Here is a 26,139-nt window from a genome sequence, read left to right on the forward strand (position 1 = left end):
AGCCCCCCCCCCCACCCACCCCTTCTTTTTCTCCTCTCTCTCCCCCCCCCCCCCCCCCCCCCCCCCCCCCCCCCCCGACGCGGGATCAGTCCTGGAGCTTCTTCGCGGCGCGGCGCAGCTGCAGGATCCGGAGGGCGCCGGCGAGCCCGACGAGCAGCGCGCCGCCGATCGCGGCGATGAGTAGTGAGACGCCGAGCGGCAGGGTGGTCTTCCAGAAGATCAGGCTGATCTCGGTGTTCGCCTGGTTCTGCACGATGAAGACGAGCAGGAGCAGCAGGATGACGGCGCCGCCGACGAGCCCGGACCACAGCGCCGCCGACCGGGTGTGCTTGACCTGTTCGTAGGCATCGCGCGTGTCGACGCCCCGCTTCGACGCCGGCGCCGGTGCCGGTGCCCCTGCCGGGCGCCCGCGTCCGGAGTCGGCGGGCGCCTCCTCGGGTGCGACGTCCGGTGCGGGGATCGCCACCGCGTCCTCGCCGGCCGCAGCGCCGTCTTCGTCCTTCGCCATGGCGCACATCCTGCCACGGCGGGGCGCGCACCGTGCGTTGTGACGCGGCGACAGTACTCCCGCCCCGGGGCTGGGACGGACGCCACTACCCGCGCCGGACACGACGCGGAAGTGTGGAGGGCATCCGATCGAGAGCGAGGTTATCCGCCCATGACCGTGGAATCGACGACCGAGCGCGCCGCGCGCCGGGACCCCATCGGCGACGCAGCTGATGCCGCAGCCCGCTGGGCACGGCTCGGCTTCCGTGCGTATCTGTGGGGCTACCCCGCCGTGATCACGGCGCGCACGCGGGACTACGCCACCGACCCGACGAGGGGCGACGGCTTCCCGCCGAACACGTTCTCGCACAGTGCGGCGCTGTACACCCACGAGGACCGCCTGATCGTCAAGCCCAACAACGACACCGTCTACTCCTGGGCGTGGGTGGACCTGTCCGCGGGCCCGGTGACGCTGACCGTGCCGCCGGTGACCCGCTATCACAGCTTCCAGCTGATGGACGCGTACACCAACACCTTCGCCTACGTGGGAACCCGCGCAACCGGATCGGACGGGGGCGAGTACCTCCTGGTCGGCCCGCGCGCGGACGGCGAGAGCTCGCCGGGGGCGACGGTGCTGCGCTCGCCCACCGATCACGTCTGGCTCTTCGGACGGACGCTGGTGGACGGGCCCGAGGACCTCGCCGCGGCGAGGGCGATCGCGGAGAGCTACCGCCTGACGGGGCCCCGCGTGGCGCCCCCGACCGGACCGGCACCGTCGCCCCACACGGTCCAGGAGGCGGGCCTCCGCTTCTTCGACGAGCTGTGCGCCGTGCTCGCCTCCGATCCGCCGCCGGCGCACGACGACGAGTTCGTGGCGGAGCTGGCCGGATCAGGCATCGCCGCCGGGCGGGTCCCCAGCGCGGAGATCACCGACCCGGTGGCCCGGGCGATGCTGGGCGGCGCCGTCGGGGCCGCGCATGCGTGGCTCGAATCGTACGGCGGCGCGACGGCCCGGCCGGGGTGGAGCTACAGCACCCGGCTCGGGGACTACGGCCGCAACACCCTCCTGCGGGCGGCCATCGCGCTGCGCGGACTCGGCGCGCTCACCGCGGACGAGGCGATCTACCCGACCAGCAAGTACGACGCCGACGGCGAGCGACTCGTGGGAAGCCACGAATACGTGCTGCGATTCGGCGCGGACGAACTGCCACCCGTCGACCCCGAGCACGGATTCTGGTCCATCACGATGTACGACCAGGAGAACTTCCTGGTCGAGAACCCGATCGGGCGGTACTCGATCGGGGATCGCACGCCGGGCCTGATCCGCGGCGCCGACGGTGCCCTGGAGATCCGGATCTCCGCCCAGGCTCCCGCCGACGGCACCGCGAACTGGCTGCCCGCGCCCGAGGGCCCCTTCGAGGTGACCATGCGCTGCTACCTACCGAGCGGATCCCTCCTGGCGGGGGACTACGCGATCCCGGCCCTGCGTCGCTGCTGAGGGGCCGGCGCGCCGCTCACCCGCGCGGGGACGGCGCGGGGTCGCACCATCCCCGCGCCGGATCCACCGCGATCGCGACGGTGATGAGGTCCTCCGCGCGGTGCACGTCCAGCCCGGTGAGGGTGCGGATCCGGGTGAGGCGGTTGTCGACCGTGTTCGGATGGACCCCCAGGGCATCGGCCGTGGCGCGACGGTCCATCCCGGAGTCCAGGTAGGCGCGACACGTCTGCGTGAGCTCGGGCCGCTCGATGATAGGTGCGCATCGGCGCAGGAGCGTGGCGAGCCCGGAGCTCGGATGGGTCAGGTGCAGGGGAAGCGCCACGTCCTCGAGGGTCACCGCGCGTCCGCGCATGCCGCGGCGCAGGGCGGTCCGCAGCGCGTCCGAGGCGGCCGAGGCGGCGCGCGGCACGTCCGCCACGGACTCGGCCGCGACGACCGCGACGGTGACCTCCGCGCCGGCGGCGCTGCTCAGGTCGCCGGCGAGCGCCGTCCAGTCGACCGCCTCCGGCGCGCTGATCGCCCGCACCGCGTTCTGCCGGACGTCCAGCAGCCACAGGCCCGTCACCACGCGCTCGATCCGCCCGCGGATCCGGAGCGCCTTGCGCCGCGCCGCGAGTGCGCGGGCGGATTCGTCGGGCGCGTTGTCCTCCGCGGAGCTCCGGGTCACGTCGGCCAACACCACGACGGGCTGCGCGGGTGCGCCGGCGGCGTCACCGTCGGAGTGGACCCCCGCGAACAGCGCGTCCAGGCTCTCGGAGTCCCGATTGCTGTCCGCCGCCGCGAGGGCCGTCGCGTGCAGGGTGTACGAGGCGGAGGCCTCCCGGAGGACCTCGTCGTAGACGGTCCGCAGCGCGACGAGGAGCGGCCCGGCATCCGCCTCCGTGGCGGGCACCTGCTCGCGCACCCGTTCGTCGAGGACCGCCATCGCCACCTGCCAGCACCGGAGGTACTCCCGGACGGGCAACCCCTCGGCGGACCGCTCGGCACCGCGGTCGAGCACGTGCGACAGGGCGCCGGGGACGTCCGCCTGCTCGCCGAGCACTGCGCTGCACGCCACCTCCACGAAGACGCGGAGGGTGTGCGCACTCTCCCGGAACAGGTGCTCTGGCAGATCGCCCCCGGCGTAGAACAGCGAGGTCTCCGCGTATCGCGTCATGGCGGTCCGGGAGATCGAGTGCGCGCTCCTCCGCAGGTCGAGCAGGATCCGCGTCGTAGTGTCAGACCACACGGTGCAGCAATCCCTTCCGTCGACGTCTCGACCGTGACGCGCGCAGCGCGCCCGATCAGTCCGAAGCCCGGGTGCCGGCGGCCGGGATCCGTCGTACCGACGGTACGCGGTAGCGCCCCTCGAGGACGGGAGCCTGCGGAAGGTACAGGCGCAGAGTCAACTGGAAGCGGCCCGCCGGTGCGGGCAACCAGTTCGCGGTGTCCTCGGGACGTTCGTGGGCGATGAGGATCTCGAGCGAGCCGTCGGGCTCGTACCGGACTCCGGGGGTGCGGTCGCCGATCGCGAAGCGATCGATCGGATTCGCGGTGAGGAAGTCGTGCTCGTCGTACATGGTCAGGGACCAGAACCCGTCCACGGGAGGCAACTCGTCCGGTGCGAAGCGCAGGACGTACCGCTCCCGGCCGTCGAACCGCCGGCCGTCGGCGTCGGCGCCCGCGTTGGCGTACACGGCCTCCTCGGCGGTGAGTGCGCCGAGCGCGTTGCGGGCGACGACGGAGCGGAGCATGTGGTCACCGTCGTACCGGCCGACCGCGAGGTCGTACTCCCAGTCCCCACCGACCGAGGACAGTCCGCGATCGCTCGCCGCGATCACGGCGTGCGCGGCGTTCGCTCCGGCCACGAGGCCGGCCCGGACCGCGGCGTCGCCGAGCTCCCGGCTCGGCACCCGGCCGACGCCGATCCCCGCCGCGGCGAGGCGCGCCACGAGCGGGGCGTCGGCGGCCGCCGGCGGGTTGCCCGCCAGGGCGGCGGACAACTCGTCGAAGAAGCCGATCCCCGCCTCGGAGACGGTGTGCGGGGACGGGGCGGGGCCGGTGATGGGCGTGGGCACCGCCGGGCCGGTCACCTCGATCGCCTTCGCGATCTCCTGCGCCGCCGGGAGATCCTCGGGGCCCTCGACGAGCACGCGCCCCAGCATCCACACCGTGTCGGTGGGCGCCGTCAGCACGTGCGGTCCGGGCGCGACCGTCCCGTCGCCGGGCCCGGCGATCGTGTACGTGCCGGCGCCCGTACCGGTCTCCCGCGTGCCGATGTATCCCCAGGTCTCCGTGTAGGCGTCGAGGAACTGCAGCCCGTAGTAGCGCTCGATGGCGGGGACCGAGATCGTCACGGGGCCCGCGCTGAGATCGAGCCAGGCGATCACGTAGATCGTGTCGTTGTTCGGCTTGACCACCTCGTGGTCGCGGTCGGTGAGCAGTCGCGGGATCGCGGAGGCGGTGTTGAGCCGACTCGGCCTGCGGCGGGTCGGATCGATCAGGGTGTTGCGCGTCCTGAGCATCAGCACGAGCGGGTAGCCCCACAGATAGGCGTCGAATCCGAGGCGGAAGGCGGTGGTCGCGGTCTCCGCGGCCTGTGCGGCCTCGTCGCTGCGGGCGGTGGTCGGGGGTGTCATCGTCGTCCTTTCACGTCGGGGGTGTTCGAGGTTTCTTCGGAAATGGTCAGTGGATACGGAGTAGCGAGGTCAGGGCGAGGACGATGCCGAGCAGGGCCAGTACGAGGACGATCGCGACGGTGACGCGCAGGAGGCGCCACAGGCCGTCGATCCCGGGGGCCCGGTCACGGCCCCGCGGGAGCATCGCGACGCCGGTCACGGCGACGGCGATGGCGGTCGTGAGCGCCGCCGCCGAGACGGCGGGGTGCCGGGAGTGCAGGCCGACGAAGCCGATGCCGAGCGCGGCGAGGTATCCGGCCAGGTAGGTGCGTTGCCAGGCCAGCGCCGTCCGCTGGGGCTGGAGCCCGGGGTCACCGGTCATGTCACGCTCCGGACCACTGCACGGCGGCGAGGACGCAGAGTCCCGCGGCCGCGACCACGATCCCCACGACGAGCCAGGCCAGGTGCACCGGGGCGGGCAGTGCGGCCTTGAGGCGCAGCGCGCGCTCGTTCTGGGACCACCGGCGCAGAGCGACGACCGCGAGCACCGCGCCCGCGAGGCACGCCGCGGCCGAGACCGCGTAGAGCGGCGCCGGGATCGTCGACAGCCCCGCCACGGTCGTCAGCGTGACCCCGCCCGCCACCAGTGCCAGGGCGGTACGGATCCAGGCGAGCGCCGTGCGCTCGTTGGCGAGGGAGAACCGGACGTCCGGCTCCTCGCCGACCCCGTACACCCGGTGCGGGCGACGGGTCGGCGAGTCGGCCGGGTGGAGCGGAGTGCTCATGCCGCCGTGGTCTCGCACGCGGCGACGAGCCGGCGCGCATCGCGCTGCGGGTGGGCGCAGAGGTACGCGACCACGGCGCCCGCGATCATGATGATGCCGACGACCATGAAGCCGTAGCCGTAACCCTGTGCCTTGCTGGAGGTTCCGGAGACCAGCCAGCCGATCAGTAGCGGGGCGGCTGCGCCGCCCAGGCTGTAGATAGCGACGATCGTGCTCATCACCGAGGCGCGCTGCTTGGCCGGGACGACGTCCGAGAGCAGGGAGAAGGCGAGCCCCCAGGCGGCGGTGTTCAGCGAGAAGGCGAGGGTGATGAAGACGATCTGCAGGGCGCCCGCGGGCAGGACGGTGAACACGATCATGGACACGCCACCGCCGAGGAGGAGCGCCGCGGCGAGCGCGCCGCGGGCCATCCGCGAGGAGACCCCGCGCAGGAGCAGGCGGCCGGAGACCAGGCCGGCGAGGAAGGTGAAGATCACCGCGGCCGCGAACGGCAGAGCGACGAGGTAGCCGGTCTCGGTCGCGCTGTAGTGCAGGCCCTGGCGCAGGTACACCGGCAGCCAGCTGACCTTGAGCGAGGTGGCCCAGTACGAGCAGAAGGCGAAGAAGGCGGTGCCGAAGACGGTGGGCAGCACCCAGATCATGCGCAGCGGAGCGGTTTCGGGGAGCTGCGTGGCGGCCTTGACCTCACCGTCGGTCTCGTCCGCCTTCGCGTTCGCGGCGGGTCCCTCGCGGCCGATCAGGAGCCACAGCGCCATCCAGATCACGCCGAGCACGATCAGCACCTGGAAGCAGGCCTGCCATCCCCACTTCTGCATGACCCAGGTCAGTGCGGGGGCGGCGATCAGCGGGCCGAGGGAGGCGCCCATGATCACCACGGAGGACGGCAGGGAACGGCGCTTCGGGACGAACCAGGTGTGTGTGATCTGTTGGGCGAGAGCCGCGGCGGGGCCTTCGGCGAAGCCGAGCAGCATGCGGGCCGCGACGAGGATCGCGAACGACGCCGTGAAGATGCCGGTGAGCGGGATCAGGCTGACCACCCACAGGGCGACGAGACCGGTGAGCAGCCAGCGTGCGCTGACCCGGCCGCCGAGAGCGCCGAGCACGAGCGCGCCGACGGCGAAGGGCCAGAAGAAGACGCTCTGCAGGAGGCCGTACTGCGCGGAGGAGATGCCGAGGTCGTGCTGGAGTTCGACGCCCACGATGCCGACGACGGACTTGTCCGCGAAGTTCACGAGCATGAACAGCATCAGGGTGATGGTGACGAACCATCCGCGCCGACGGAGGGAGGCGCTGTCGGCGAGTGCGTCGTCGAGGCCGGCGATGCGGACCTCGGGGGTGGGGGAGGAGGACATGGTGTCGTGCTTCCTGATTCGGAGTGGGGAGGGGGGGAGGCGTCAGCCGACGGTGAGCGCGCCGAGGACGCGGTCCGTATCGGCCCCGAGTGCGGGAACCGATCCGCCGTCGGCGGTCCGGGGCACGCTCGTGGCGCTGTAGGGGAGGCCGGGAATGGTGTAGTGCTCGCCGTCCGGTGTGACGGCCTCGACGAAGATGCCCGACGCGACCACGTCGCCCGCGGTGCGGGCCTGGTCGTACGAGCGGACGGCGCCCGAAACGACGTTGGCGGCGGTGAGCCGCTCGAGGGCGGTCTCGGTCGGGAGGTCGCGGAAGAACCGTGCCAGCTCGGCGAGCAACTCGGGGCGATGCGCCACGCGGGACGGGTTGTCGCGGAACCGGGGATCGTCGACGAGGCCGGGCATCCCGGCGAGGGCGCACAGGGCCGCGAACTTCTCCTCGGTGTAGGCCGAGACGACGATCGAGCCGTCGGCGGTGGTGAACAGGTCGGCCGCCGGCGCGACGCTGGGCTGGCCGTTGCCCTGCCGCACGGGCTTCATCCCGACCGAGTAGTCGGCCCAGTTGACCGCCTGCAGGTTCACGGCCACGTCCAGCAGCGAGACCTCGATGTGGTCGCCGGCGCCGGTGCGCTCCCTGCGGAAGAGCGAGGCCAGAATGGCCTGGGCGAGAACGTAGGTCGTCGCGTGGTCGATCACCGGCACGCCGACGCGCTGCGGCTCGCGGTCGGGCTCCCCGGTGACGTGCATCAGCCCGGACTCCGCCTGCGCCGCGATGTCCAGACCGGGGCGCTGCGCGGAGGGGCCCGTCTTCCCGAAGCCGGTGACCTCGGCGAGGATCACGGTCGGATTGAGCTCGCGGATGTTCTTCTCCGACAGGCCGAGTCGGTCGAGCGCGCCGGGGCGCAGGTTGCTGACCACGACGTCCGCGCTCCGGATGAGAGCGCGCGCCCGGTCGAGCCCGGCCTCCGACTTGAGGTCGAGGACGACGGAGCTCTTGCGGCGGTTGTAGGCGCGGATGATCGCCTCGCCGTAGGACCCGATCGACCGGGCCTGGTCGCCGTTCGGGTTCTCGACCTTGATCACCTCCGCGCCCAGGTCCGCGAGGGTCTGGGTCGCGCCCGGGGCGGCGATGTACTGACCGAAGTCGATGACTCGGATTCCGTGCAGCGGAGGCTGATCGGCGGTGTTGTTCGGCATGAGGTCCCTTGCTGTGTGGATCGTGGACCACCTCACGTGGCCCGCGTCTCAGCATGTCCCACGTGTGACCGAGGCGACATCGCCGTACGTCACATTCGCCGCGCCGCTACTTGTGACGAATCACAACCCTTCCGCGGTACCGGGTTCCATGATCGCGGAGATCACGGCAGGACGATGTCGAATCCGGGACGCGGCTGATCGAGCACGGCGACGAGCTCGGTGAGAAGGCGCTCGGAACCCGTGACGGTCACCTCGCCGGAGGCGAGAAGATCGTCGGCGGAGTCGCCGGAGATCAACCGCGCCAGCCCCGTCCGGGTGATCGTGACGGCTGCGTCGGCCGCCGGAAGGTCCGGCAGCCCCGTCGGGTCGTAGTGGGTCAGCACGCCGTTGCGCAGTTCGACCCGCCGCCGGTCCTCGGCGCCGACGGTCCACTCGGACACGGCGGTGACCTCCGCAGCCTTGACGCCGTCGAGGCGGATGGCGAGGGTGTCGAAGAGCTGCTCCGTGGTGAGTCCGCTGAGCATCGCGGGGGAGCTGCCCCGCCGGGGGGAGGGCAGCGTTCCGTTCCGCAGTTCCCACGCCCCGCTCAGGTAGAAGTTGCGCCACGTCGCGTTCTCGGTGGCGTAGGCGAGCTGCTCGAACGCGGCGGCCTGCAGGCGCTTGGCGGCGGTGTTCTCCGGATCCGCGAAGAGCACGTAGTCCGCGACCTGGCTCGCCCACCGGAAGTCGCCCTCGTCGTAGGCCTCCCGCGCGACCCGCAGCGCCGCCTCCGCCCCGCCCATCGCGCGGACGTGGCGCTGTGCCGACGCGACCGGCGAATGCTGCCAGAGGTGCGCCGGGTTGCCGTCGAACCAGCCCATGTACCGCTGGTAGATCGCCTTGACGTTGTGGCTGACCGATCCGTAGTACCCGCGGGTGGCCCAGTTCCGTTCCAGCGCCGGGGGAAGCGTGATCATCTCGGCGATCTCGGACCCGACGTATCCCTGGTTGAGCAGCCGCAGGGTCTGGTCGTGCAGGTAGGCGTACATGTCGCGCTGGAGCGAGAGGTATTCGAGGACGTTCTCCCGCCCCCACGTGGGCCAGTGGTGCGAGCCGAAGGAGGTGTCGGTCCGGCGGCCGAACAGGGTGATCGCCTCGGTCAGGTAGCGGGCCCAGATCCGGGCGTCGCGGACGAGTGCGCCCCGCAGGGTGAGCACGTTGTGCATCGTGTGGGAGGCGTTCTCCGCCATGCACAGCGTGCGCGTGTCGGGGAAGTACATGTTCATCTCGGACGGCGCCTCGGTGCCGGGCGTCATCTGGAACTCGATCGTCACCCCGTCGAGGACCAGCCGTTGGCCCGTGTGCGTGACGTCGATCGTCGGGGGGATGAGGCCCACGGTGCCGCTCGACGTGGTCTGGCCGAGGCCGGATCCCACGGCGCCCAGCGGGCCGCGCGGCAGGCGCGAACCGTACATGTACGTCGCGCGGCGCGTCATCGCGGTTCCGGCGTAGACGTTCTCCGCGACGGCGTGCTCCAGGAAACCCGCGGGGGCGACGACCGGGCACCGTCGGGCCCGTACGTCGTCGGCGGACACCACTCCCGCCGCTCCGCCGAAGTGGTCCACGTGCGAATGCGAGTAGATCAGCCCGGTCACGGGGCGGTCGCCGCGGTGCTCCCGGTACAGGCGCAAGCCGGCCGCGGCGGTCTCCGCGGAGACGAGGGGATCGATGACGACGACCCCGCTCTCGCCCTCGATCAGCGTCATCGCGGACAGATCGAAGCCGCGGATCTGATAGAACCCCGGGACCACCTCGTAGAGCCCCTGGCGGCTGTTGAGCCGGCTCTGGCGCCACAGGCTCGGGTTGACCGACTCCGGGCACGGCCCGTCGAGGAAGGCGTACGAGTCGTTGTCCCAGACGGTGCGCCCCCGCGCATCGGTGATGACGCCGGGGTCGAGCGCGGCGATGAAGCCGCGGTCGGCATCGTCGAAGTCCCGCACGTCGTCGAAGGGGAGGCCCTCCCGCGTCCGCTCGTGGGACTGCGCGACGTGCGTGGTCGGAAGCGATTGGTCGTCGCTGGACATCGGATCCGGTGTCGTCGTGGTCATGTGGCTCCATCTCGCTGCGGCGTCGTGTCGCTGGAGTGTGCACCACGTTCCCCCGCGAGACCAGTGGCCGCGGTCACAACCGGCGGGGCCCGCGGTTGTGACGGCGGGCGATGGGGGCGTTCGCGGCCCGGGCATGGGACGATGGAGGGGTTATGAGCACCTCTCTTCCCCTGGTATTCGACGCACCCAAGCGCGGCAAGCCGCCGCGCCACCTCGCCGACCTCACCGACGACGAGCTGAAGACGGCGGTGAAGGACCTCGGCCTGCCCGCGTTCCGCGCGAACCAGCTCGCCCGGCACTACTACGGTCGGCTCGAGGCCGACGCCGCCACGATGACCGACCTGCCCGCGAGCGCGCGGGGCACCGTCGGCGAGGCACTGCTGCCCGAGCTGATGACGCCCGTCCGGCACATCGCCACCGACAGCGGCACCACCCGTAAGACGCTCTGGCGGCTGCACGACGGGACGCTGCTCGAGTCCGTGCTCATGCGGTACACGGATCGCGCCACGCTGTGCATCTCCAGCCAGGCCGGTTGCGGCATGGCCTGCCCGTTCTGCGCCACCGGCCAGGGCGGCCTCGACCGGAACCTGTCCACCGCGGAGATCGTGGACCAGGTGCGCAGTGCCGCGCGGGCCATGGCCGACGGCGACGTGGCCGGCGGCCCGGGGCGCCTGTCCAACGTGGTCTTCATGGGCATGGGGGAGCCGCTCGCGAACTACAAGCGGGTGGTGCAGGCCGTGCGCCGGATCACCGCGCCGGCGCCCGAGGGACTGGGGATCTCGCAGCGCCACGTCACCGTCAGCACCGTCGGGCTGGCGCCCGCGATCCGCAAGCTCGCCGACGAGGGACTGTCGGTGACGCTCGCCGTCTCACTGCACACGCCCGACGACGAGCTCCGCGACACTCTGGTGCCGGTCAACAACAGGTGGAGCGTCGCGGAGGTGCTGGACGCGGCGCGCTACTACGCCGACAAGACGGGGCGCCGCGTGTCCATCGAGTACGCCCTGATCCGCGATGTGAACGATCAGCCGTGGCGGGCCGACATGCTGGGGGAGAAGCTGCGCAAGAAGCTGGGGCAGTTCGCGCACGTCAACCTGATCCCGCTGAACCCGACGCCGGGCAGCGAGTGGGACGCGTCCCCGAAGGACCGGCAGGACGAGTTCGTGCGCCGGGTGATCGCGCAGGGCGTCTCGTGCACCGTGCGCGATACCCGGGGCCAGGAGATCGCGGCGGCCTGCGGTCAGCTGGCCGCCGAGGAGAAGTAGAAGCTCAGTACTTCCACTTCTTGCGGCGGCTGGTCAGCCACTGCACCAGGATCGTGCCGACGATCAGCACGGCGAAGCCGATGAGATAGGCGTCCTCGGTCAGGCCGGTGTGGTTGCCGTGGACCATGAACACCAGCAGGCCGGCGAAGAGGATTCCGGCGATGCGGGCGGCGTTCGGGGCGGTGCCGCTCCAGCCCCAGTCGCGCGAAGGTACGTCGGCCTCGTCGACCTTCGAGGTGGTCTGACGCTCCAGGTCGGTGGTTGCCACTCGGTTCTCCTCATCGCTTCGGCTGAGCACCGGGCCGGGCCCGGGATACGGGTGAATCCTATCCCGCTACGACCGTGCGTCGTACGAGGGGCGGGAAATCCTCGGTACCGTGGCGCGGTGATCTTCCATCTGGCGCTCGTGTCCGATTGGGACGCGGCCCGCACCGCGGGCGAATACACCGTATCCACCCGCGGCGCGTCGCTCGCGGACGTGGGCTTCGTGCACTGCTCCACGGCGGAGCAGTGGCGCGGCGTCCGCGAGCGGTTCTACGCCGATCTGCCCGCCGAGCAGCTCGTCCTGCTGTCCATCGACCCGACGGGGCTCGACGTGCGGTACGAGCCCCCGGCGCCGGGAGCGGAGCGAGCGGGCCGAGTCGACGCCGCGCCGGGAGCGGAGCGAGCGGGCCGAGTCGACGCCGCGCCGGGAGCGGAGGAGCTGTTCCCGCACGTCTACGGCCCGATCCCGGTGTCCGCGGTGGTCCGCGCCGAGGCTCTGCCGATGTACGCGTTTCCGGACTACTGGAGTGAGGCCGATCTGGACGTGCTGCCGGACGACGGGCACCGCTACGAGATCGTGGACGGGAGCTTGCTCATGACTCCACCGCCGTCGCAGGGGCACCAGAGTATCGGGGGGAATCTGTTCATGGCCCTCCGCCTCGCCATGCCACGGGGCTTCCGCGGGCTGTACGAGGTCGGCGTTCGGGTGCCGGGCGGCAACTTCATCCCCGACATCGTGGTCCTGAAGCCCGGCGCCGCCAGGGTTGCCGTGTGGAGCGAGTCCGAGGACGTCGCGCTCGTCGTGGAGATCGCGTCCCGCTCCACCCGGGTCACCGACCGCACTCTCAAGGCCGCCAAGTACGCGGAGGCCGGGATCCCCGCCTACTGGCGGGTCGACGCGGACGGCACCGTCGTCATCCACACGGCGCCCGGGGACGGGGATTACGGGCACGCGCAGGTCGTGCGGCCCGGTGAATCCGTGCGCGTGGAGTACCCGTTCCCCGTCGACATCGTCCCCGAGTCGCTCGTGGACTGATCGCCGAGCCCGCGCGTCAGCCGCCGAACACCGCCTCGCGGAGCACGTGCTTGGTGAGCTTGCCGGAGGGGTTGCGGGGCATCTCGTCGAGCAGCACCAGCTCGCGGGGGATCTTGTACCGGGCGAGCTTGTCGGCCAGGGACGCGCGCAGCTCGTCGAGTTCGATCGTGACGCCGGGCGCCGGGACGATCACGGCCACGACGGTCTCGCCCCACTGCTCGTGCGGGCGGCCGATGACGGCCACGTCGATCACGTCCGCGCGCGGCCGGATGGCCTCCTCCACCTCCTGCGAGTAGACGTTCTCGCCGCCGGTGATGATCACGTCCTTCGTGCGGTCGACGATGTAGACGTAGCCGTCGTCGTCGACCCGGCCCACGTCGCCGCTGCGGTACCAGCGGCCGGCGAAGACCTCGGCCGTGGCCGCCTCGTTGTCCAGGTAGCCGAGCATCCGGGTGTCGCCGGCCAGCCAGATCTCGCCGGTCTCGCCCGGGCCGGCGTCGGTGCCGTCCTCCTTGACCACCCGCATATCGGTGCCGGGCGCGGCGGCGCGGCCGATGGAACCGGCCTTGGTGATCTGCTCGGACGGCAGCAGGGCGGTGCCGGTCGGGCCCATCTCGGTCATTCCGTAGGCCTGGTAGAACCGGTCCGACCGGTACGCCTCCTGGAGTTGGCGGGCCACTTCCGCGCCGATCGGGGCGCCGCCGTACACCCAGTGCTGCATGGCGCTGAGGTCGATCTCGGCGATGTCCACGCCCGCGGCCGCGGCGGCCTGCAGCGGTGCGATGAAGGCGATCGGCGCGCCGAACACCGAGGTCACCCTGTGCTCGGCCAGGGTGTGCAGGAACGGCAGCGGCTGGTACTCCCGCATCAGGACGGTGGTGCAGCCGAGGAAGATCGCGGGCAGCAGCCACACGTTGAGCGGCGCGGCGTGCCAGATCGGCATGGCGATGAGGATCTTGTGGTCGCGGTCGAGGGCGTACGAGTTGGCGCTGTAGCTCGCCACGGTGGTGATGCCGCGGTGGCTGTGCACGCAGCCCTTGGGTGCGCTGGTGGTCCCGGAGGTGTACAGGATCTGGGCGATGGCGTTCTCGTCGCCCGGCTCGCAGTCCCAGGGCTCGGCGGCGGTGACCAGGGCGTCGAAGTCGTCTCCGGGCGCGGGCGCATCGGCGTCGCCGGCTCCGGTGGTCTCGGTGCGCAGCCAGGTGACCGACGGGGCGCCGGCGCGCGCGGTCTCGGCGAGGTCCGCGGAGACGACGCCGACCCGCACGCCACTGTGCGCGATGGTGTACTCGACCTCGGCGGGGGAGAGTTTGTGGTTGACCGGCACCAGCGTGGCTCCGGCCCGCCAGGCGCCGAACGCCGCGATCACGAAACCGGGGCAGTTGTAGGTCATGACCCCGACCCGGTCTCCGGGCCGGACGCCGGCGTCGCGGAGCACCGCCGCCGCGCGCTTCGAGGCGGCGAGCAGGCCCGCGTAGTCGAGCCGGCCGGTGGCGCTCACCAGCGCGTCCTTCGCGGGGTACTTGCGGGCGGTGCCCTCGAGCATGGTGGTCAGATCCACGGTCTTCCTCGTTCTCGGTTTCGGCGTCCTCATCCCGATCCGGGCGCGGTGTTGCCGCGGAGGGGGATGCGTTCTACAGTGCGGACGCAAGGATTGAATCATGGTTCAGGGTTTGGCGGGAGGGGTTCGCGGGAGATGGCATACCGGGAGACCGAGCGCACCCGCGCCGCCCGCGACGAGCGCCGCGCCGCGCTGCTGACCGAGGCCGGGGTCCTGGTCGCGACCGGCGGCTTCGGCGCCGCCACGGTGAAGGCGATCGCGACGCGCTCCGGCATGAGCGTCGGCTCCGTGTACTCCCACTTCGACGGCCGCAGTGAACTGCTCGCCGCGGTCTTCCGGCTCGGCGCCGATCGCGAGCTGGCCGCCGTGCGCACCGCGGTCGCTGAGGCCGACGGTGCCGCGGCGCAGCTCGCCGCCCTGGTGCGGACGTTCGCCCACCGCGCCGTCCGCGGCCGCCGGATGGCCTGGTCGCTGCTGTTCGAGCCGGTGGACCCGGCGATCGACGCGGAGCGACTGCGCTACCGCGCGCGGTATCACGACCTGCTGCACGCGATCCTGCGCGCGGGCATCGAGACGGGGGAGTTCCCCGACCAGGATGTGCCGATCACCGCGTCGGCGCTGAACGGCGCGATCAGCGAGGCCCTCCTCGGCCGGCTTAAACCCGACCCGGCCACCGCCCCGTCGGGCACCGACGAGCGCGCCATCGAGGCCATCGTGCGGTTCTGCTTCCTCGGCGTCGGCTACCCGCTCGGCGGTTGACATCGGCGGGGCGACTCGCGACTGTAGGGGCATGCCGCCGATCCGGGGCTCGGCCCTCGCCAGCTTCTCCCGGTTGGTCATCGAATCAGGCGGGGACACCCGCGTGCTGGCCGCCGCCGCGAGATTCCCGCACGACGATCTCGAGGCCCCGGACCGCACCATCTCGTTGTCCGCTGGCTGCCGGCTGCTCGACGTCGCCGCGACCGAACTCGACCTTCCCGATTTCGGTCGGCGGCTGGCCCGCTACCAGGGACTCGATCTCCTGGGTGTGCTCGGTATGGCCGCGCGGAGCGCGACCACCGTCGGCGACGCCTTCGACGTCTTCGAGAAGTTCATGGCCGCGCACTCTCCCGCCATCTCGGCCCGGATGATCGCGGATGTGGACCCCGCGTTCCATCGGTTCGAGTTCGAGTACGTCCCGAATCCGCCACCGGGCCAGGAGCAGGCCATCGAGATGTCCCTCGGGAACGTGTTGACCGTGCTGCGCGTGTTCCTCGGCGAGCGCTACTGCCCGGCGGCGGTGTACATCCCGCATCCGGCGCTCACGCCGCCCGTCGACTATCGCACCTATTACGGCTGCCGGCCGTCGTTCAACGCGCCGGTGGCCGGGTTCCGGGTCCGGAGCGAGGACCTGCGGAGGCCACTGGCCGCGGATCCCGTGGTGCATCGCGTGGCGATCGATCACCTGCTGGAATCGGTGGGGGAGTACACCGCGCCGCTCAGCGTGGTGGTGCGCAGCGCGGTCCGGAACGCGCTGCCCACCGAACCCGTGGGGCTCAGCGACATCGCCGCGCAACTGGGTGTGCATCCGAAGACGCTGCAGCGGCGGCTCGCGGCGGAGGACAGCACCTTCCGGGACCTGGTCGACGATGTCCGGCGAGATTCCGCACACCGCTTGTTGACCGGGACCGATCTCGGCCTGGAGTCCGTGGGGCGCCGGCTGGGGTACGCCGAGCAGAGTGTTCTCACCCGATCGTGCCGGCGGTGGTTCGGTGTCACGCCCGCCGAATACCGGGCATCGGTTCCGGCCGGGAGCGGGTCGGCACCGTCGGGCGCGGGGGCTGGATAGGGTATCCAGGGTGAGCACCCGCGTCCTCATCCTCGGCAGCACCGGTTCCATCGGCACGCAGGCGCTGGAGGTGATCGCCGAGAACCCGGACCGGTTCGAGGTGGTCGGCCTCGGCGCCGGCGGCGGCAACCCGGAGCTGCTCGCGCGGCAGGCCCGCGCGACCGGCCTCGACGGTGCCCGGATCGGCATCGCCGACCCGTCCCGCGTCGCCGGCTTCGACGGTGCTCTGACCGGCCCCGAAGCGATGACCCGCCTCGTCGAGACCGTCGAAGCCGACGTGGTGCTCAACGGCGTCGTCGGAAGCCTCGGCCTCGGTCCGACCCTCGCGGCCCTCGACAGCGGTGCGCGGCTCGCGTTGGCGAACAAGGAGTCCCTGGTCGCGGGCGGTTCCCTGGTGCTGGCCCGCGCGGCCGAGGGGCAGATCGTCCCCGTCGACTCCGAGCACTCCGCGATCGCGCAGTGCCTGCGGGGCGGGGCACCGTCGGAGGTGGACCGGCTGGTCCTGACCGCCTCCGGCGGCCCGTTCTACGGCCGGACCCGCGCCGAGCTCGGCGACGTCACCCCCGAGCAGGCGGCGCAACACCCGACGTGGTCGATGGGTCGGATGATCACCCTCAACTCCGCCACGCTCGTGAACAAGGCGCTCGAGGTCATCGAGGCGCACCTGCTCTTCGGCGTGCCCTACGACCGCATCGACGTCACCGTGCACCGGCAGTCCGTGGTGCATTCGATGGTCACCTTCGTCGACGGGGCCACGATCGCGAAAGCCTCGCCGCCGTCGATGAAGCTGCCGATCGCGCTGGCGCTCGGCTGGCCGGACCGGGTGCCCGGGGCATCGTCGGCCTGCGACTTCACCCGGGCGCACACGTGGACCTTCGCCCCCGTGGACGAGGAGGCCTTCCCCGCGATCGCCGTCGCCCGCGACGCCGGCACCCGCGGCGGCAGCCTCACCGCCGTCTTCAACGCCGCCAACGAGGTGGTGGCGCAGGCCTTCCTGGACGGCCGCACGTCCTTCCTCGCCATCGTCGACACGGTCGCGCAGGTCGTCGCCGACGGTGCCCAGTGGCGGGCCGAGCCGCGCGACGTCGCGGACGTGCTCGCCGCGGAGGAGTGGGCGCGCCGGCGCGCCGCGGAACTGGTGGGGATCGCCTGACGGTGCCGGGCGTGACCGGATCGTTCCGGAGACCGGCGCGAACGGGCCTGGTCCGGCCCGACGAACGGCACGATGCTGGACACCATGAACGCACTCCTCGTGATCGATGTCCAGAAGTCCTTCGTCGCCCGTGAATCGTGGTCCGAGGTGTCCAACCCGGACATCGTCGACGACGTGAATCGCCTGGTGGCGGCCGCCCGAGCGAAGGGCGATCCTGTGATCTGGATCCTGCACGCCGCCCCCGGCGCGGGCGGCCCCTTCGACCCCGAGTCGGGCCTGGTCGCCCTGCAGGAGGGGCTGGCGCCGTCGGCCGGCGAACCGGTGCTGACCAAGACCTCCCGCAACTCCTTCACCACCACCCGGCTCGGCCAGATCCTGCAGTCCTCCGGCGTCCGCGGCGTGACGATCACCGGCATCCAGACCGAGCAGTGCTGCGAGACGACGGCGCGCGTCGCGGCCGACCTCGGGTACGACGTGACCTTCGTGACGGAGGCGACCGCGACCTTCCCGATCGTCCGGCCGGACACCGGCGCCGTCCTGCCCACGGCGGCGGTGATCGAACGGACCGAGTTCGCGCTGGCGGGCCGGTTCGCCACCATCGCGACGCTCGACGACGTGGCCTGACGTGCGAGACTGCGGATCGTGACGACGATCGCGTTCCTGCTGCTCCCGGACGTGCACGTGCTGGACGTCGCCGGCCCGGCGCACGCCTTCGGGGTCGCGCACGATCTCGGCCACGACTACCGCCTGCGGTACGTGGGGGAGTCGGCGCAGGTCCGCAGTCACCAGGGGCTGCCGCTCGGAGCCGAGACCGAGCTGCCGCTGCTCGGGCCGCGCGACGTGATCGTGGTCCCGGGCTGGCGGACCGGCACCGGCGCCGTGCCGGCGTCGGCGGCAGCACTGCGCTGGACGTCGGCGCACCACGACCGCGGCGGCACGGTGATGTCGGTGTGCGCCGGCGCCTTCGCCCTCGGCGCGGCGGGTCTGCTCGACGGCCGGCGGTGCACGACCCACCACGTGCACTGCGACACGCTCGCGCGGCGGCACCCGAGCGCGCAGGTGATCCGCGACGTGCTGCACGTGACCGACGGGCGGATCCGCACCTCGGCCGGGGTGGCGAGCGGCATCGACGCGACGCTGGGGCTGCTCGCGGACCGGCACGGACCGGCCGTCGCCGCGCGGGTCGCGCGGGCGATGGTCGTCTACGCCCGCCGGAACGGTCACGCTCCGCAGCGGTCCGTGATGTTGGCGCACCGCGATCACGTCAACGATGCGGTGCACCGGGCGCTCGACGCGATCGACAGCGGCTTCTCCGCGCCCCTGCCGCTGGCGGAACTGGCGGCGACCGCCGGCGTGAGCGCGCGCACGCTCACCCGGATGTTCGATGCGGAGGTGGGGATGACGCCACTGAGGTACCAGCAGGAGGTCCGGCTCGAGCACGCGTCGTTGCTGATCGAGCACGGCGCGACCGCCGAGTCCGCCGCCCGGACGGTCGGATTCTCGGATGCGCGGATGCTGCGCAGGTTGCGGCGCCGCGCGTCCGAGCCCGTCCGGCAGGCCTGATCCACCCGGTATCTTGGACGTCATGATGTACGCACTGGGCATCGCGGCGTTCGCGCTGTGCATCCTCGCGTCGATCGCGTGGCACGAGTGCGGGCACATGTGGGCGGCGCAGGCGACCGGTATGAAGGTCCGCCGCTACTTCGTCGGCTTCGGGCCCACCCTGTGGTCGGTGCGGCGCCCGAAGACGGAGGACGGCATCGAGTACGGCGTCAAGGCGCTGCCGCTCGGAGGCTTCTGCGACATCGCCGGGATGACGCTGATGGACGAGCTGAAGACGCCCGTCGAGCGGCAGAAGGCGATGTACAAGCAGGCCGCGTGGAAGCGGCTGTTCGTGCTCTTCGCCGGCCCGGGCATGAACTTCATCCTCGGCGCGCTGCTGATCTACGGCGTCGCGGTCACCGCGGGCCTGCCGTCGCTGACGGCGACGCCCCGCGCCGCCGTCGCCGCGACCGGTTGTGTCGCCGACGCCACCACCAAGCCCTCGAAGGATCAGCCGAGCCGCCCCGTCGGCGAGTGCCGTCCTAGCCCCGCGGCGCAGGCGGGCCTGCAGCGCGGCGACGTCATCGCCACCGTCAACGGCGCGGCGGTGAACGCGGACACCGTCTTCGACGCCCTGCAGGGCTCGAAGGGCGCGATCACGCTCGGCATCGAGCGGGACGGGAACGAGCGCACCGTCGTCATCGATCCCGTGACCAGCAAGAAGTGGCGCCCGTCCGCCGACGGGAAGGATCTCGTCGAGGTCTCCGGCCCCACGATCGGCATCAGCGTCGGCACCCTCGGGGTGGTCGAGCACTACAACCCGATCACCGCGATCGGCGGCACCGCGGCGTTCACCCTGGACCTCGGCCACAGGACGATCGTCGCCATCGGCCAGCTGCCGCAGAAGGTCCCGGCCCTGCTCGACGCGATCAAGGGGGAGGAGCGCGGGCTCGACACCCCGCAGTCCCTGGTCGGCGCGTCGATGATCGGCGGCGAGGTCGCCGAGCGGGACATGTGGAGCGTCTTCTTCCTGCTGCTCGCGGGCCTCAACCTCATGCTCGGCCTGATCAACCTGCTGCCGGTGCCGCCCTTCGACGGCGGGCACATGGCGGTGGTGATCTTCGAGAAGCTCCGCGACCTGATCACCGGACGCAAGGGCGGCCCCGTCGACTACATGAAGCTCGCGCCGGTGACCTACGTCGTCCTGGCGCTCGCGGGCGGGTACATGTTGCTCGTCCTGACAGCAGACATCGTCAATCCGATCAAGCTCTTCAACTGAACTGGAGTAGCAGGAAATGTCCGTAGGTTTGGGAATGCCGGCAGCCCCGGTCCCGACGCTCGCGCCCCGTCGAAAGACCCGTCAGCTCAGCGTGGGCGGGGTCGGCGTCGGCAGCGACAGCCCCATCTCGGTGCAGTCCATGTGCACCACCAAGACGCACGACGTGAACGCCACGCTGCAGCAGATCGCCGAGCTCACGGCCTCGGGCTGCGACATCGTGCGCGTGGCGTGCCCCCGGCAGGAGGACGCCGACGCGCTGCCGATCATCGCCAAGAAGGCGAACATCCCCGTGATCGCCGATATCCACTTCCAGCCGAAGTACATCTTCGCCGCGATCGACGCCGGCTGCGCCGCGGTGCGCGTGAACCCCGGCAACATCAAGGAGTTCGACGGCCGCGTGGGCGAGGTCGCGAAGGCGGCCGGCGCGGCGGGCATCCCGATCCGCATCGGGGTCAACGCCGGCTCGCTCGACAAGCGGCTCATGGAGAAGTACGGGAAGGCGACCCCGGAGGCGCTGGTCGAGTCCGCGCTGTGGGAGGCCTCGCTGTTCGAGGAGCACGGCTTCGGCGACATCAAGATCTCGGTCAAGCACAACGACCCGGTGATCATGGTGGAGGCGTACCGCCAGCTGGCGGCGCAGTGCGACTACCCGCTGCACCTCGGCGTGACCGAGGCCGGCCCCGCCTTCCAGGGCACGATCAAGAGCTCCGTCGCCTTCGGCGCGCTGCTCGCCGAGGGCATCGGCGATACGATCCGCGTCTCCCTCTCGGCGCCCCCGGCCGAGGAGATCAAGGTCGGCGACGCGATCCTGCAGTCGTTGAACCTGCGGCCCCGCAAGCTGGAGATCGTCTCCTGTCCGTCGTGCGGCCGTGCGCAGGTCGACGTGTACAAGCTGGCCAACGAGGTCACGGCCGGCCTCGAGGGCATGGAGGTACCGCTCCGCGTCGCCGTCATGGGCTGCGTCGTCAACGGTCCCGGCGAGGCGCGCGAGGCCGATCTCGGTGTGGCGTCGGGCAACGGCAAGGGCCAGATCTTCGTCAAGGGCGAGGTCATCAAGACCGTCCCCGAGTCGAAGATCGTCGAGACCCTGATCGAGGAAGCCCTGCGCATCGCGGAGGAGTCGGGGGATAGTGAGAGCGGGACGCCGGTCGTCACGGTGTCGTGATCGCGGGTCGCCGCGCTCGTGCGGGCCGTGTCAGGTGTGAGGAGGTCGCGGTGCTGAGGATGCTGCACGAGCGGCCGGTCCCGCCGCGGGACCTGCCCCGCGTGCTCGAGGTCCTCGACGCCGATCCCGTCGCCGCGTGCATGGTCGCCGGCCGCGTGCAGGAGTGCGGCACCGATCCCGGCCGCCTCGGCGGGGAACTGTGGACCCACCGCGGCGTCGCCGGCTCCCTCTGCTTCTCCGGCGCGAACCTCATGCCGCTGCGCGGCGACGTCGACGATCTGCGGTACTTCGCCGCGCGCGCGGCACGCGGGAACCGCAGCGCCGCGTCGGTCGTCGGGCGCTCCGAGCTGGTCCTGCCGCTGTGGGAGAGCCTCGACGGTGCGTGGGGGCCGGCCCGGGAGGTCCGGCCGGACCAGCCACTGATGACGATGCGCGAGCCGTCCCGGTTCGCCCACGCCGGGGTGCGGACGGCCCGCCTCGCCGAGCTCGACCGGTACCTCGAGGCCGCCGTCGCGATGTTCACCGCCGAGGTGGGGGTCGACCCGCGGGGCGCCGACGGGGGCCGCGCCTACCGGCGGCGGGTCGCCAACACCATTCTGTCGGGACGCGCCTACGTCCTCTTCGACGGTGCCCAGGTCGCCTTCAAAGCGGAGGTCGGCGCCGTCTCGCGCACCGTCGGGCAGATCCAGGGCGTGTGGGTCCGGCCCGACCTGCGCGGCCAGGGGCTCGGTGGTGCGGGCACCGCGGCCGTCGCCGAGGCGGTCCTGCGTTCCGGGCGGCTCCCCAGCTTGTACGTCAACAGCTTCAACGTCGCCGCGCGCCGCGCCTACGAACGGGTCGGCTTCCGTCAAGTGGCAACGTTCGCCACGGTTCTGCTTACCTAGTACCTCATGAACGCCTGGGGGTACGTGGTCGTCGTCGCGCTGATGGTCGTCGGTCTGCTGGGCATCGTCGTTCCCCTCCTGCCGGGGTCCTCCCTGGTCGCCCTCGGACTCCTGATCTGGGCGATCGCGACCGGCGGCGCCGCGTGGTGGGTCTTCGCCGCCGCGCTCGCGGCGATGGTGCTCGCCTGGGGCGTGAAGTACCTGTTGGGTGGCCGCACCATGGCTCGGGCCGGGGTGGGGAAGTGGTCTCTGGTGGCCGGCGGTGTGCTGGGCATCGTGGGCTTCTTCGTCATCCCCGTGATCGGGCTGCTCATCGGCTTCGTCGCCGGCACCTTCGCCGCCGAGGCGTTCCGGCTCCGGGACGCCCGTGCGGGCTGGACGGCGGCGCTCGCCGCGACCAAGGCGGCCGGCCTGCTGATCCTCATCGAGCTGGCCGGTGCCCTCCTGGCGGTGGGGATCTGGTTGTTGGCCGTCGTCGGCTGAGCTACGGCAGCGCGATACGCAGGGCGGTGCTGATCCGTTGCACCGTGATCGGCGACAGTGCCCCGAGGTCGTCTCGATTCCAGTGTATGGATTGCGCTCGTTCGTCAGAAGCACGCGGCGTAGCCCAGGTCGTCGGGGTCGTCGAGCGGGGACCTGCGTGCCGCCCGCGGCTCCCGCCGTGAACGGAACGGGTACTGCGGCTCGAATCCGCTCTCGAGCATGGCGATCACTCGATCGCGGAACCCGGTACCCGTCGAGGAACACCTGGCCGTAGCGATCGGCGCACCGCCACCGCCTCGGCCCGACCCGTCGTTCGACGGCCCGCCACCGTTCTGACAACCCGGAGATCAGCGTGGGCGCATCGGCGCTCCCAAGGATCCGTAGGGTGATGGCGTGAATGCGCACACGGCCGCACTGTTCGATCTCAGCGGGCGGACGGCGCTGGTCACCGGCGCGAGCTCCGGGATCGGAGCGGCGATCGCGGAGGCGCTCGGCGACGCCGGCGCGCGCGTCCTGCGCGCCGGGCGCGACCGCGGGCGGCTCGGACCCGACGGGATCAGCGCGGACCTCGCCCGCGGCACTGCCGAGTTGATCGCGCAGGTCGATGCGCGGACCGACACCGTCGACGTCCTCGTCAACTGCGCGGGCAGCAATCCCCGTCCGCCGCTCGCCGAGATCGACGACGCGCTCTACCGCGAGATCCTCGCCGTGAACCTCGACGCGCCGTTCCAGCTCGGGCAGCACTACGGGCCGCGGATGGCGGCGCGGGGCTGGGGGAGGATCATCAACGTCGCGTCCACGCAGGCGCACCGCGCCTTCGGCAACAGCGGCGCGTACGGCGTCGCGAAGGCCGGCATCGCCGGGCTCACCCGTTCCCAGTCCGAGGCGTGGGCACCGTCCGGCGTCACCGCGAACTCGCTGACGCCCGGCCTCGTGGCGACGCCGATGACAGCCGCGGTCCTCACCGATCCCGAGCGCGCCGAGTACTTCCGGCGCCGCGCCCACACGGGGACGCTCGGCGCACCGTCGGACTTCGCGGCCGCAGCGGTATTCCTGGCGGGGCCGGGCTCTGCCTTCGTCACCGGGCAGAACCTCTGCGTCGACGGTGGCCTCTCGGTCACCTGACGTCGGCCCCGTCAGCACCCACGATGTCCGCCCAGGAAGTCCCCGTACGAATCGGACGCACGGCCCGGCGATCGGTTCCCTGCGCGACTCGCGAGTCCGATTTCCGGGGAGCTTCGGCATGACCCGTCCGCTATGCCTATGCTTGGCGCACGAACGACCACCACCGGCTCCGGTTGCGCTCCAGTGAATTCCGCTAACGAAGCGGTTCGCTGCCGGAAATCAGTCGGTGCTGTTCGTGAACGAGGAGGATGCATGGCCGAGACCGCCGCCAATTCAGTAATCGCCGAACCGCTACCCGTCACCCGATCGCTGCCGTTCCCGCCGAAGGGCTCGGGCAGCGTGGCCGGCCGCACGCTCGCCGAGTCCACGTACTCGCCGAAGCCGCCGGAGAAGCACCTCCCCGCCGACGCGCCGAACGTGCTGGTCATCCTCATCGACGATGCCGGGCCCGCCCTGCCCAAGCCGCTCGGCGGCGTGATCGAGACCCCCACGCTGGAGCGCGTGCGCAACACGGGCCTGGGCTACAACCGGTTCCACACCACCGCCATGTGCTCGCCGACCCGCGCGTCGCTGCTCACCGGCCGCAACCACCACCACGTCGGATCCGGCCAGATCGCCGAGCTCGCCAACGACTGGGACGGCTACTCCGGCCACATCCCGAAGTCCAGCGCCACGGCCGCCGAGGTGCTCAAGAACTACGGTTACTCCACGGCCGCCTGGGGCAAGTGGCACAACACGCCTGCCGAGGAGACCACCGCTGCCGGTCCGTTCGAGAACTGGCCCACCGGCTACGGTTTCGAGTACTTCTACGGCTTCCTCGCGGGCGAGGCCTCGCAGTACGAGCCCAACCTGGTGCGCAACACCACCACGGTGCTGCCCCCGAAGACGCCGGAGGAGGGCTACCACCTCAGCGAGGACATCGCCGACGACGCGATGGGCTGGCTGCGGAACCACAAGGCGAACAGCCCGGACAAGCCCTTCTTCATGTACTGGGCCACCGGCGCCATCCACGGGCCGCACCACATCATGAAGGAGTGGGCGGACAAGTACAAGGGCAAGTTCGACGACGGCTGGGACGTCTACCGCGAGCGCGCGTTCGAGGCCGCGAAGGCCGCCGGCTGGATCCCCGAGTCCGCGGAACTGACCCCGCGCCCGGAGAGCCTGGCCGCCTGGGACGACATCCCCGAGCACCAGCGGCCCTTCCAGCGCCGCCTGATGGAGGTGTGCGCCGGCTTCGGCGAGCACGCGGACGTGCAGGCCGGCCGCCTGATCGACGAGGTCGAGCGCCTCGGCTACCTCGACAACACCATCGTCGTCTACATCTGGGGCGACAACGGCTCGTCGGGCGAGGGCCAGAACGGCACCATCTCCGAGCTGCTGGCGCAGAACGCGATCCCCACCACGGTGGACCAGCACATCGCCGCGCTGGAGGAGCTGGGCGGTCTCGACGTCCTGGGCTCGTCGGCGACCGACAACCAGTACCACGCAGCCTGGGCGTGGGCCGGCTCGTCGCCGTACCAGGGTATGAAGCTGTTGGCCTCGCACCTGGGCGGCACCCGCAACCCGATGTTCATCCAGTGGCCCGCGAAGATCTCCCACGACCCGGTGCCGCGCACCCACTTCACGCACGTCAACGACGTGGTGCCGACCATCTACGAGATGGTCGGGATCACGCCGCCGGACTCCGTCAACGGGATCCAACAGGATCGGATCGACGGCACCAGCTTCGCCTACTCGATCGACGATGCCTCGGCGGAGGAGCGGCACAAGGTCCAGTACTTCGAGGTGATGGGCAGCCGGTCGATCTACGAGGACGGCTGGATGGCGTCGGCGCTCGGCCCGCGGCTGCCGTGGGTGCCGGGTGCGCCCCCCGGCCTCGCCACCTGGACCCCGGACGCCGACGTCTGGGAGCTGTACAACCTGAACGAGGACTGGAGCCAGGCCCACAACCTGGCGGATCAGTACCCGGAGAAGGTCGCGCAGCTCAAGGAGGTCTTCGCGATCGAGGCGGCGAAGAACGACGTGCTCCCGGTGGGCGGCGGGCTCTGGGTCGCGGCGTACCACCCGGAGCTGCGGCTCGGCCCGAAGTACACCGAGTGGAACCTGTCCGGCGACACCGTGCGCATCCCCGAGTTCTGCGCGCCCGCGCTGGGCAACAAGCCGAACGTGGTCCGCATGCAGCTCACGCTGCCCGAGAAGGCCAACGGCGTGCTCTACAAGCTCGGCGGCTCGGGCGGCGGCCTGACCGCCTACTTCGAGGACGGCGTGCTGCACTACGAGTACAACCTGTTCCTGGTGCAGCGCACGAAGATCGCCTCCCCGGAGCCGATCCCCGCCGGTGAGGTGACCCTCGAGGTCGAGACCGCCTACGTGGGCGAGCCGCGCCCCGGCGGCCCGCTGTCGGTCTCGCTGCGGATCGACGGCACCGAGGTGGCGTCCGGCGAGGTGCCGGTCACCGCCGCGCTGCTGTTCTCGGCGAACGACTGCCTCGACATCGGCCGGGCGTACGGCGGCGCGGTCTCGCGGGCGTACCACGACAAGATGCCGTTCGC

24 protein-coding genes are annotated in these 26,139 nt (G+C 71.5%); 14 read left to right on the plus strand and 10 right to left on the minus strand.

Annotated elements, in window-relative coordinates; translation table 11 throughout:
• Nucleotides 1-85: 85 nt before the first annotated feature.
• Complete coding sequence (locus AC21LY_RS20625) at nt 86-508, minus strand: LapA family protein (protein WP_489048431.1); 423 nt, start codon at nt 506-508, stop codon at nt 86-88.
• 150 nt (nt 509-658) lie between these two features.
• Between AC21LY_RS20625 and AC21LY_RS20630 the strand changes: the two genes are divergently transcribed.
• A complete protein-coding gene (locus tag AC21LY_RS20630) occupies nt 659-1,984 on the plus strand; it encodes a DUF1254 domain-containing protein (protein WP_489048432.1) in 1,326 nt (441 codons plus the stop codon).
• 16 nt (nt 1,985-2,000) lie between these two features.
• Here the strand turns inward: AC21LY_RS20630 and AC21LY_RS20635 are convergent, their stop codons facing one another.
• The 7 genes from AC21LY_RS20635 to AC21LY_RS20665 all read right to left on the minus strand — a co-directional run bounded on the left by AC21LY_RS20635 (nt 2,001) and on the right by AC21LY_RS20665 (nt 9,978).
• A complete protein-coding gene (locus tag AC21LY_RS20635; protein WP_489048433.1) occupies nt 2,001-3,212 on the minus strand; it encodes a helix-turn-helix domain-containing protein in 1,212 nt (403 codons plus the stop codon).
• Between the two features lie 55 nt (nt 3,213-3,267).
• The gene (locus AC21LY_RS20640) at nt 3,268-4,602 is read right to left on the minus strand and encodes a DUF1254 domain-containing protein (protein ID WP_489048434.1); all 1,335 of its coding nucleotides are present in this window, start codon (nt 4,600-4,602) and stop codon (nt 3,268-3,270) included.
• Nucleotides 4,603-4,648: 46 nt separating this feature from the next.
• A complete protein-coding gene (locus AC21LY_RS20645) occupies nt 4,649-4,963 on the minus strand; it encodes a DUF202 domain-containing protein (protein ID WP_489048435.1) in 315 nt (104 codons plus the stop codon).
• Nucleotide 4,964: 1 nt separating this feature from the next.
• Nucleotides 4,965-5,366 carry a YidH family protein gene (locus AC21LY_RS20650; protein ID WP_489048436.1) on the minus strand — a complete coding sequence of 134 codons (402 nt, stop codon included), beginning with the start codon at nt 5,364-5,366 and terminating at the stop codon, nt 4,965-4,967.
• Entirely contained in the window at nt 5,363-6,718 is a 1,356-nt protein-coding gene (locus AC21LY_RS20655) for an MFS transporter (protein ID WP_489048437.1), read from the minus strand. Before AC21LY_RS20655 ends, AC21LY_RS20650 begins: the two co-directional genes overlap by 4 nt.
• Before the next feature lie 42 nt (nt 6,719-6,760).
• Nucleotides 6,761-7,915 (minus strand): CaiB/BaiF CoA transferase family protein, encoded by a 1,155-nt coding sequence (locus tag AC21LY_RS20660; protein ID WP_489048438.1) that lies wholly within the window; start codon nt 7,913-7,915, stop codon nt 6,761-6,763.
• A gap of 161 nt (nt 7,916-8,076) precedes the next feature.
• Nucleotides 8,077-9,978 (minus strand): alkyl/aryl-sulfatase, encoded by a 1,902-nt coding sequence (locus AC21LY_RS20665; RefSeq protein ID WP_489048461.1) that lies wholly within the window; start codon nt 9,976-9,978, stop codon nt 8,077-8,079.
• A gap of 176 nt (nt 9,979-10,154) precedes the next feature.
• On the opposite strand from AC21LY_RS20665, the gene rlmN reads away from it, so the two are divergent.
• Nucleotides 10,155-11,267 (plus strand): dual-specificity RNA methyltransferase RlmN, encoded by a 1,113-nt coding sequence (gene rlmN, locus AC21LY_RS20670; protein WP_489048439.1) that lies wholly within the window; start codon nt 10,155-10,157, stop codon nt 11,265-11,267.
• A gap of 4 nt (nt 11,268-11,271) precedes the next feature.
• Here rlmN and AC21LY_RS20675 read toward each other — a convergent pair whose 3' ends face one another.
• On the minus strand, nt 11,272-11,535 hold the full coding sequence (locus tag AC21LY_RS20675) for a DUF2631 domain-containing protein (RefSeq protein WP_489048440.1): 264 nt from the start codon (nt 11,533-11,535) through the stop codon (nt 11,272-11,274).
• 117 nt (nt 11,536-11,652) lie between these two features.
• On the opposite strand from AC21LY_RS20675, the gene AC21LY_RS20680 reads away from it, so the two are divergent.
• On the plus strand, nt 11,653-12,567 hold the full coding sequence (locus AC21LY_RS20680) for a DUF952 domain-containing protein (RefSeq protein WP_489048441.1): 915 nt from the start codon (nt 11,653-11,655) through the stop codon (nt 12,565-12,567).
• A 16-nt stretch (nt 12,568-12,583) separates the two neighbouring features.
• Here the strand turns inward: AC21LY_RS20680 and AC21LY_RS20685 are convergent, their stop codons facing one another.
• Nucleotides 12,584-14,128: a class I adenylate-forming enzyme family protein gene (locus AC21LY_RS20685; RefSeq protein ID WP_489048442.1), complete on the minus strand. Its 1,545-nt coding sequence runs from the start codon at nt 14,126-14,128 to the stop codon at nt 12,584-12,586.
• Nucleotides 14,129-14,263: 135 nt separating this feature from the next.
• Here AC21LY_RS20685 and AC21LY_RS20690 point away from each other — a divergent pair, with 135 nt between their 5' ends.
• From AC21LY_RS20690 to AC21LY_RS20740, 11 genes are all read left to right on the plus strand, one after another.
• Nucleotides 14,264-14,887 carry a TetR/AcrR family transcriptional regulator gene (locus AC21LY_RS20690; protein ID WP_489048443.1) on the plus strand — a complete coding sequence of 208 codons (624 nt, stop codon included), beginning with the start codon at nt 14,264-14,266 and terminating at the stop codon, nt 14,885-14,887.
• 31 nt (nt 14,888-14,918) lie between these two features.
• On the plus strand, nt 14,919-15,956 hold the full coding sequence (locus AC21LY_RS20695) for an AraC family transcriptional regulator (RefSeq protein WP_489048444.1): 1,038 nt from the start codon (nt 14,919-14,921) through the stop codon (nt 15,954-15,956).
• Between the two features lie 10 nt (nt 15,957-15,966).
• Nucleotides 15,967-17,109: a 1-deoxy-D-xylulose-5-phosphate reductoisomerase gene (dxr, locus tag AC21LY_RS20700; RefSeq protein ID WP_489048445.1), complete on the plus strand. Its 1,143-nt coding sequence runs from the start codon at nt 15,967-15,969 to the stop codon at nt 17,107-17,109.
• A gap of 84 nt (nt 17,110-17,193) precedes the next feature.
• Nucleotides 17,194-17,733, plus strand: coding sequence for a cysteine hydrolase family protein (locus tag AC21LY_RS20705; RefSeq protein ID WP_489048446.1), 540 nt, complete (start codon nt 17,194-17,196; stop codon nt 17,731-17,733).
• Nucleotides 17,734-17,751: 18 nt separating this feature from the next.
• Nucleotides 17,752-18,672, plus strand: coding sequence for a GlxA family transcriptional regulator (locus AC21LY_RS20710; RefSeq protein ID WP_489048447.1), 921 nt, complete (start codon nt 17,752-17,754; stop codon nt 18,670-18,672).
• Between the two features lie 22 nt (nt 18,673-18,694).
• Complete coding sequence (locus AC21LY_RS20715) at nt 18,695-19,930, plus strand: M50 family metallopeptidase (RefSeq protein WP_489048448.1); 1,236 nt, start codon at nt 18,695-18,697, stop codon at nt 19,928-19,930.
• 16 nt (nt 19,931-19,946) lie between these two features.
• Nucleotides 19,947-21,095 (plus strand): flavodoxin-dependent (E)-4-hydroxy-3-methylbut-2-enyl-diphosphate synthase, encoded by a 1,149-nt coding sequence (gene ispG, locus AC21LY_RS20720; protein WP_489048449.1) that lies wholly within the window; start codon nt 19,947-19,949, stop codon nt 21,093-21,095.
• 50 nt (nt 21,096-21,145) lie between these two features.
• Nucleotides 21,146-21,979, plus strand: a complete 834-nt coding sequence (locus AC21LY_RS20725) for a GNAT family N-acetyltransferase (RefSeq protein WP_489048450.1) — start codon at nt 21,146-21,148, stop codon at nt 21,977-21,979.
• 6 nt (nt 21,980-21,985) lie between these two features.
• Nucleotides 21,986-22,462: a DUF456 domain-containing protein gene (locus AC21LY_RS20730; protein ID WP_489048451.1), complete on the plus strand. Its 477-nt coding sequence runs from the start codon at nt 21,986-21,988 to the stop codon at nt 22,460-22,462.
• A gap of 393 nt (nt 22,463-22,855) precedes the next feature.
• The gene (locus tag AC21LY_RS20735; protein ID WP_489048452.1) at nt 22,856-23,587 is read left to right on the plus strand and encodes an SDR family NAD(P)-dependent oxidoreductase; all 732 of its coding nucleotides are present in this window, start codon (nt 22,856-22,858) and stop codon (nt 23,585-23,587) included.
• A 252-nt stretch (nt 23,588-23,839) separates the two neighbouring features.
• Nucleotides 23,840-26,139: arylsulfatase (locus AC21LY_RS20740; RefSeq protein WP_489048453.1), on the plus strand; the 2,300-nt coding region annotated here is incomplete at its 3' end.

Source organism: Tsukamurella sp. II2bb (assembly GCF_057815145.1).